7 protein-coding genes are annotated in these 7,609 nt (G+C 52.0%); 4 read left to right on the top strand and 3 right to left on the bottom strand.

Annotated elements, in window-relative coordinates:
• Positions 1-144 precede the first annotated feature (144 nt).
• Together mobB and mobA are read right to left on the bottom strand one after the other, a co-directional pair.
• Positions 145-648 (bottom strand): molybdopterin-guanine dinucleotide biosynthesis protein MobB, encoded by a 504-nt coding sequence (mobB, locus tag OTG14_RS23210; RefSeq protein ID WP_024909225.1) that lies wholly within the window; start codon positions 646-648, stop codon positions 145-147.
• Positions 645-1,229 carry a molybdenum cofactor guanylyltransferase MobA gene (gene mobA, locus OTG14_RS23205; protein ID WP_267215804.1) on the bottom strand — a complete coding sequence of 195 codons (585 nt, stop codon included), beginning with the start codon at positions 1,227-1,229 and terminating at the stop codon, positions 645-647. The genes mobB and mobA overlap by 4 nt, the downstream gene beginning before the upstream one ends.
• 68 nt (positions 1,230-1,297) lie before the next feature.
• On the opposite strand from mobA, the gene OTG14_RS23200 reads away from it, so the two are divergent.
• From OTG14_RS23200 to dsbA, 3 genes are all read left to right on the top strand, one after another.
• On the top strand, positions 1,298-1,567 hold the full coding sequence (locus OTG14_RS23200) for a YihD family protein (protein WP_008501866.1): 270 nt from the start codon (positions 1,298-1,300) through the stop codon (positions 1,565-1,567).
• Between the two features lie 75 nt (positions 1,568-1,642).
• Positions 1,643-2,629: a serine/threonine protein kinase gene (locus OTG14_RS23195; RefSeq protein WP_024909223.1), complete on the top strand. Its 987-nt coding sequence runs from the start codon at positions 1,643-1,645 to the stop codon at positions 2,627-2,629.
• 27 nt (positions 2,630-2,656) lie between these two features.
• On the top strand, positions 2,657-3,280 hold the full coding sequence (dsbA, locus tag OTG14_RS23190) for a thiol:disulfide interchange protein DsbA (RefSeq protein ID WP_024909222.1): 624 nt from the start codon (positions 2,657-2,659) through the stop codon (positions 3,278-3,280).
• Between the two features lie 23 nt (positions 3,281-3,303).
• Here dsbA and OTG14_RS23185 read toward each other — a convergent pair whose 3' ends face one another.
• Complete coding sequence (locus tag OTG14_RS23185; RefSeq protein ID WP_267215803.1) at positions 3,304-4,212, bottom strand: acyltransferase; 909 nt, start codon at positions 4,210-4,212, stop codon at positions 3,304-3,306.
• 440 nt (positions 4,213-4,652) lie between these two features.
• On the opposite strand from OTG14_RS23185, the gene polA reads away from it, so the two are divergent.
• Positions 4,653-7,445, top strand: a complete 2,793-nt coding sequence (polA, locus tag OTG14_RS23180) for a DNA polymerase I (RefSeq protein WP_032648428.1) — start codon at positions 4,653-4,655, stop codon at positions 7,443-7,445.
• Positions 7,446-7,609: the final 164 nt, after the last annotated feature.

The raw sequence follows: 7,609 nt of genomic DNA, 5'->3' as shown, positions 1-7,609 counted from the left end.
ATGGTAGTGTGGGGTCTCCCCATGTGAGAGTAGGGAACTGCCAGGCATCAAACAAGTGAAGAGGCCATCCGAAAGGATGGCCTTTTTGCGTTTATGCGCCAAAAAAACGGCAGGCCGGGTAAGGCAAAGCCGCCACCCGGCACGTCAGACCGCACTCCACGTCACAATAAAGCCCGCAATCCCATCCACATCATTTAAGTCCAGCACCGGAACCTCAAGTGGCAATACCACATCACTGGCCACCGCAATCACATGCTCATCCAGCGTTAACTCGCTGAAATCATGCCCGGCATCGCTTCTGAACAGCAGGATCTTAGGCACTGCCTCATGCTTAAATCCCTCAATCAGCACCAGATCCAGGGTGGAATGATCCATCCGACTGACCAGATAAGCGAGATCCAGCGGCGCCTCGTCCGGCGTTTCTGTCATTAACGCCCAGCGCTGAGGACTTGCTACCATCGTTTGTGCTGCTCCGGCCTTACGCAGCTCATAGCTGTCTTTTCCTGGCGTATCGATATCCATGTTGTGATGACTATGCTTAATCAATCCAGGACGAAGGCCTCTGGCACACAGCGCGGGTATCAGCTTTTTCAGCAGCGTGGTTTTCCCGGTCCCACTCCATGCGGAAATGGCTAAAAGAGGTATCATTTTTTCTCCTGCATCATCTGCAAATCTTCATGCGTGTTCACGTTCGCAAACGCTGATTTCACATCGCTAAAATCAACGGAATGGCCGCCAGACTCACGCATGAAGACCATCACCCTGCGCTCTCCCGCAGCCAGATAGCTCTGCAGAGCAGGCGCTAGCGAACGATGCATCAACGCGATAGCAGGATGGTCACGCTCGCCGTCATGTACCCAGACCACAGGGGCCGTACCGCGAAGCAATAACAAACGCTCGACAAGACAGGACGGAATAAACGGGGTATCGCAGGGGCAGAAGATAAACCACTCTCCGTGCGACTGTTGCATGACTGAAAGCATACCAGCCAGCGGTCCCGGGTAATTCTCAAGGCTATCCTGATAAACGGCGTACCCGCTGCGCCGGTAAGTGTCGATATGCCTGTTCGCGCTGATGGCCATTGCCGTCACCTGGCCGGCGAGCGTATCGGCGACATGCCGCCACAAGGGTTTTCCATTAAGAAGCTGAAGCCCCTTATCTTTACCGCCCATTCGCGTTGCTCTGCCGCCTGCCAGAACGACCCCGATGATTTCCTGGCTAACATTCACGAATATCGCCTCTTTTATTGTGGGATTGACCCTGCTAACGTGTCACTCTAAATGAAAGGAGCACCACCATGAAATGTAAACGTCTGAATGAAGTTATTGAACTCCTCCAGCCCGCCTGGCAAAAAGAGCCAGAGCTAAATCTGATGCAATTTTTACAGAAACTGGCGAAAGAGTCAGGTTTTGACGGCGATCTGGCAGACCTTTCTGACGACATCCTGATCTACCACCTTAAAATGCGCGACTCTGCCAAAGATGCTGTTATTCCTGGTATTCAGAAAGATTATGAGGAAGATTTTAAGACCGCATTATTGCGCGCCCGAGGCGTAATTAAAGAGTAAAAGCTTGTAAGCGGCGGCACCGAAATCGCCACAAGATGATATCCTGAATCATTCGTATAATTTCCGGATGATCGGATGAACGACCAGGCTTTTACTTTCCAGACATTACACCCGGACACCATTATGGATGCCCTGTTTGAACAGGGTATTCGGGTGGATTCCGGGCTAACCCCATTAAACAGCTACGAAAACCGCGTCTATCAATTTCAGGACGAGGATCGTCAGCGCTTCGTCGTAAAGTTCTATCGTCCTGAACGCTGGTCCGCAGAACAAATTCAGGAAGAGCATCAGTTTGCTCACGATCTGCTGGATGACGATGTTCCCGTTGCCGCACCGCTAAAATTCAATAACCAAACGCTCCTCACGCACGAAGGGTATTACTACGCAGTATTCCCAAGCCTGGGTGGTCGTCAGTTTGAAGCGGATAATATCGATCAGATGGAATGGGTTGCCCGCTATCTTGGGCGTATCCACCAGACGGGACGCAAAAAAGCCTTTATTGCCCGCCCGACGATGGGGATTCAGGAATACCTTCTTGAACCGCGCGAACTATTCGAAACGTCTGCAATGATCCCCGCTGCGCTAAAGGATGATTTCCTCAACGCCACCGATAAGCTTATTGCTGCAGTGAAAACCTGCTGGCGCGATGATATTTCCGTTCTGCGCCTGCATGGCGATTGTCACGCCGGGAATATTCTCTGGCGTGATGGCCCGCTGTTTGTCGATCTCGATGATGCGCGTATGGGGCCAGCGGTTCAGGACCTGTGGATGCTGCTCAATGGCGACAAAGCCGAGCAACGCATGCAGCTTGAAACCATTATTGAAGCTTATGAAGAATTTAGCCCGTTTAATTCAGACGAAATTGCCCTGATTGAGCCTTTACGTGCGATGCGTTTTGTTTATTATCTCGCATGGTTAATCAGGCGTTGGGACGATCCGGCATTTCCCCGAAATTTCCCGTGGCTTACCGGAGAGGATTACTGGCGTAGCCAGATATCTACATTTACTGAGCAGGTTAAGGTTCTTCAGGAGCCCCCTCTGCAATTAACGCCGATGTATTAATTGGACACACCCAGGAGAGAGTTAATCATGAAAAAAATTTGGCTGGCGCTGGCAGGTATGATTCTGGCATTTAGCGCTTCTGCTGCGCAGTTTACCGACGGAAAACAGTATATCACGCTGGACAAGCCGGTCGCTGGCGAGCCACAGGTTCTGGAGTTCTTCTCGTTCTATTGCCCACACTGCTATCAGTTCGAGCAGGTGCTGCATGTCTCTGACAGCGTGAAGAAAAAGCTGCCGGAAGGCACCAAAATGACCAAGTACCACGTTGAGTTCCTGGGCCCATTGGGTAAAGACCTGACTCAGGCATGGGCGGTGGCGATGGCACTGGGCGTGGAAGATAAGATCACTTCGCCAATGTTTGAAGCCGTACAGAAAACCCAGACCGTTCAGACTACTGCGGATATCCGTAAAGTGTTTGTTGATGCTGGCGTGAAAGGTGAAGAGTACGATGCCGCATGGAACAGCTTCGTGGTGAAATCACTGGTTGCCCAGCAGGAAAAAGCGGCTGCTGACCTCCAGCTTCAGGGCGTTCCGGCGATGTTTGTTAACGGCAAATACCAGCTGAACATGCAGGGTATGGACACCAGCAGCATGGATATCTTCGTACAGCAGTATGCTGATACCGTGAAATACCTGGTTGAGAAGAAGTAATTTCGCTGATGTAAAAACGCCGGTCACTGACCGGCGTTTTTGTATGAAGATTTTATCTTGTCTATCTGTTCGTCTTTCTCTTTCCAGAGCGTATTAAGCCACTGCTGGAAACGACGTTTGAAGTTCTTATCGTTTACGTAATCACCGTGCAGTTCAGCGTCTATCGGGACCAGATCGACGTGCACGACAATGCGCGTCAGTTTGCCGCTGAGCATATCGAAGAACGGCGTCCTGTCGTTTTCCGGATAGCAGAGCGTGACGTTAAGAAGTTTATCGAACTGTGCTCCCAGCACGTTAAGCGTCATCGCAATCCCCGCCGCCTTTGGCGGCAACAGATGCTGATAAGGAGAGCGAGTTTGCTGGCGCTTCTCTTCCGTAAACCGGGAGCCTTCAACAAAGTTCACGATGGTCGTTGGATGTGCGCGAAACTTTTCACAGGAACGGCGCGTGGTCTCCACATCCTTACCGCGACGTTCCGGATGACGAATCAAATAGCTGCGCGAATAGCGTTTCATAAACGGCATATCGAGCGCCCAGCAGGCCAGCCCGATAAAAGGCACCCAGGCGAGCTGCTGTTTCAGGAAGTATTTGTTCATCGGGATGTGTTTGCGAAAAAGCACGCATAACACCACGATGTCCGCCCAGCTGTGGTGATTGCAGATCAGCAGGTACCAGTTCTTTTTGTTGAGACTCTCCAGCCCTTTGACATCCCACTTCAGATGCGGGTTAAGGCACAACAGGATCGCCAGCCCTTCGCACCAGCAATACATCATGAAGTTACAAAATGCGGACACGGCTCGCCACACCACGGGTACAGGCAGCAGCAGTTTAATGATCCCGGCGAGAATGATCGGCACGGAACAGGCGATCGTCACCAGAATAGTTAAAATGATGCTTAGCAGTAATGTTATTGCAGCGAGCAATCTCGACATGATGAGCTTTTTCAAATAGTTAGCTGTAAGTGAGCGACCGACTAGTCGACGCTGGGCGCTGATTTTACCAGAAAACAGACAAATGAATGGCGCTTTCACATGATGATTTGGCGGCTTTTACCCTGGCGCAGCAGATTTCTCTGGGGTTCTGCGCGAATCAAGGCTTATATCCACATAGACTAAATTGCCATCAGTTGGCCATATAGATAAGATCTAACAACATAACAGCATGATAATTAAGAACTAAATATTACCTCATATGTGGTTTTTGCGTCTGTTATTCATATGAAGTGAAAATATACACAAACTTATCCACAGTTTGATTTTTGCGAGCGATCCTCACGATCGCAAAATCTTTTCCTGTATCTGGCGCTAATAACTGATGTTTTCATCCTTCTGTGGCATCCTTTACCCATAAATTGATTAAAGGCACGGACATTATGGTTCAGATCCCAGAAAACCCTCTTATTCTCGTCGATGGCTCTTCTTACCTGTATCGGGCATACCATGCGTTTCCTCCTCTGACCAATAGCGCAGGGGAACCCACCGGCGCAATGTACGGCGTGCTGAACATGCTGCGCAGCCTGATCCTTCAGTATCAGCCAACCCATGCGGCTGTCGTCTTTGATGCGAAAGGTAAAACCTTCCGCGATGAGCTGTTTGAGCATTACAAATCCCACCGTCCGCCAATGCCTGACGATCTGCGTGCGCAGATTGAGCCGCTGCACGCCATGGTAAAAGCGATGGGGCTGCCGCTGCTGGCCGTCTCCGGCGTTGAAGCCGATGACGTCATCGGCACGCTGGCGCGTGAAGCAGAAAAAATGGGGCGTCCTGTGCTGATCAGCACCGGTGATAAAGATATGGCGCAGCTGGTAACGCCAGGTATCACCCTGATTAACACCATGACCAACACCATTTTGGGGCCAGAAGAAGTGGTCACTAAGTATGGCGTGCCGCCTGAGCTGATTATCGACTTCCTCGCGTTGATGGGCGACTCCTCGGATAACATCCCTGGTGTTCCCGGCGTCGGTGAGAAAACCGCGCAGGCGCTGCTTCAGGGGCTTGGCGGGCTGGATACGCTCTACGCCGAATCAGACAAAATCGCCGGGCTCTCCTTCCGTGGCGCAAAAACCATGGCCGGAAAACTGGAAGAGAACAAAGAGGTGGCTTATCTCTCCTATAAGCTGGCAACCATCAAAACCGATGTCGAACTGGAGCTGGGCTGTGAGCAGCTGGAAGTGCAACAACCTTCCGCTGACGATCTGCTGAGCCTGTTTAAGAAATACGAATTTAAGCGCTGGATCACTGACGTGGAAGCCGGTAAATGGCTGCAGGCAAAAGGGGCGAAACCTGCTGCAAAACCGAAGGAGACGATTGTCGTTGACGCAGAAGAGCAGGCGGAAGAAGAAGCCGTGGTGCTTACCTTCGACAACTACGAAACCCTTCTTGAAGAGTCACAGCTGATCGCCTGGATCGAGAAACTGAAAAAAGCGCCGGTCTTCGCCTTTGACACCGAAACGGACAGTCTCGATAACATTTCTGCCAATATGGTAGGCCTGTCATTTGCGACAGAGCCTGGTCATGCGGCCTATGTTCCCGTTGCGCACGATTACCTGGATGCGCCGGAGCAGATCTCCCGTGAACGCGTGCTTGAGCTGCTGAAGCCGATCCTGGAAGACGAAAAGGCGCTTAAGGTTGGGCAAAACCTCAAGTACGACCGCGGCATTCTGCAAAACTACGGCATTGAACTGCGCGGGATCGCCTTCGACACCATGCTCGAATCCTACATTCTGGACAGCGTCGCGGGCCGCCATGACATGGATTCCTTATCTGACCGCTGGCTCAAGCACAAAACGATCACCTTCGAAGAGATTGCCGGCAAAGGGAAAAATCAGCTCACCTTTAACCAGATTGCTCTCGAAGAGGCAGGACGCTACGCGGCGGAAGACGCTGACGTCACGCTGCAGCTGCATCTGAAGATGTGGCCAAAGCTGCAGAAGCACGAAGGTCCGCTGAACGTGTTCCAGCATATTGAGATGCCGCTGGTGCCCGTGCTGTCCCGCATTGAACGCAACGGCGTGAAAATCGATCCAACGGTGCTGCATAACCACTCCGGGGAACTGGCGCAGCGCCTGACCGAGCTGGAGCAAAAAGCGCATGAGCTTGCAGGCGAGCCGTTTAACCTCTCTTCACCGAAGCAGCTGCAAACCATCCTGTTTGAAAAGCAGGGCATCAAGCCGCTGAAGAAAACCCCTGGCGGCGCGCCGTCAACCTCTGAAGAGGTGCTGGAAGAGCTGGCGCTGGATTATCCGCTGCCGAAAGTGATTCTGGAGTACCGTGGTCTCGCGAAGCTGAAGTCTACCTACACTGATAAGCTCCCGCTGATGATCAACCCGAAAACGGGCCGCGTGCACACCTCATACCATCAGGCTGTCGCGGCGACCGGTCGACTCTCGTCTACCGATCCCAACCTGCAGAACATCCCGGTACGTAACGAAGAGGGCCGTCGTATTCGCCAGGCTTTCATCGCTCCAGAGGATTATCTGATTGTCTCGGCGGACTACTCGCAAATCGAACTGCGCATTATGGCGCACCTGTCCCGTGACAAAGGCCTGTTGAGCGCATTTGCCGAAGGGAAGGATATCCACCGGGCAACCGCGGCAGAAGTCTTCGGTTTGCCGCTGGACAGCGTGACCAACGAACAGCGCCGCAGCGCTAAGGCGATCAACTTCGGTCTGATTTACGGCATGAGTGCATTCGGGCTTTCGCGCCAGCTCAACATTCCGCGTAAAGAGTCGCAGAAGTATATGGATCTCTACTTCGAGCGTTATCCGGGGGTGCTGGAATATATGGAACGCACCCGCGCGCAGGCGAAGGAGAAAGGTTATGTCGAAACCCTTGATGGTCGCCGTCTCTACTTACCTGACATCAAATCCAGCAACGCGGCGCGTCGCGCTGGCGCAGAGCGTGCGGCGATCAACGCCCCGATGCAGGGTACCGCGGCGGACATTATTAAGCGTGCAATGATCGCCGTTGATGCCTGGCTGGAAAAAGAGAAGCCTCGCGTGAAAATGATCATGCAGGTACACGATGAACTGGTATTTGAAGTGCACAAAGACGATCTCGACGCCGTGTCGAAGAAGATCCACGAACTGATGGAAAGCAGCATGACGCTTGACGTGCCGTTGCTGGTGGAAGTGGGAAGTGGTGAAAACTGGGATCAGGCTCACTAACGGTTCTTCGCATAACGCGCCTTTTATGTAAGTTTGCAACATAACAACGCGCGTTTTGTGACGATCATTAGAATTCCCTATGTAAAGAATGAAAAAAAACTACAAAAAGTGCTTTTTCTGCAGCACAAAAAGGGGTAGAGTTATCGGCGTAGGGTACAGAGGTA

The sequence above is a fragment of the Enterobacter pseudoroggenkampii genome (genome assembly GCF_026420145.1).
Lineage (GTDB): Bacteria > Pseudomonadota > Gammaproteobacteria > Enterobacterales > Enterobacteriaceae > Enterobacter > Enterobacter pseudoroggenkampii.
This window is presented reverse-complemented; position numbering and strand designations above follow the sequence as displayed.

What these genes read in the sequence shown, in the direction of transcription:
- dsbA (WP_024909222.1), top strand. Translation starts at nt 2,657, where the DNA reads ATGAAAAAAATTTGGCTGGCGCTGGCAGGTATGATTCTGGCATTTAGC.
- OTG14_RS23200 (WP_008501866.1), top strand. Translation starts at nt 1,298, where the DNA reads ATGAAATGTAAACGTCTGAATGAAGTTATTGAACTCCTCCAGCCCGCC.
- OTG14_RS23195 (WP_024909223.1), top strand. Translation starts at nt 1,643, where the DNA reads ATGAACGACCAGGCTTTTACTTTCCAGACATTACACCCGGACACCATT.
- OTG14_RS23185 (WP_267215803.1), bottom strand. Translation starts at nt 4,212, where the DNA reads ATGTCGAGATTGCTCGCTGCAATAACATTACTGCTAAGCATCATTTTA.
- polA (WP_032648428.1), top strand. Translation starts at nt 4,653, where the DNA reads ATGGTTCAGATCCCAGAAAACCCTCTTATTCTCGTCGATGGCTCTTCT.
- mobB (WP_024909225.1), bottom strand. Translation starts at nt 648, where the DNA reads ATGATACCTCTTTTAGCCATTTCCGCATGGAGTGGGACCGGGAAAACC.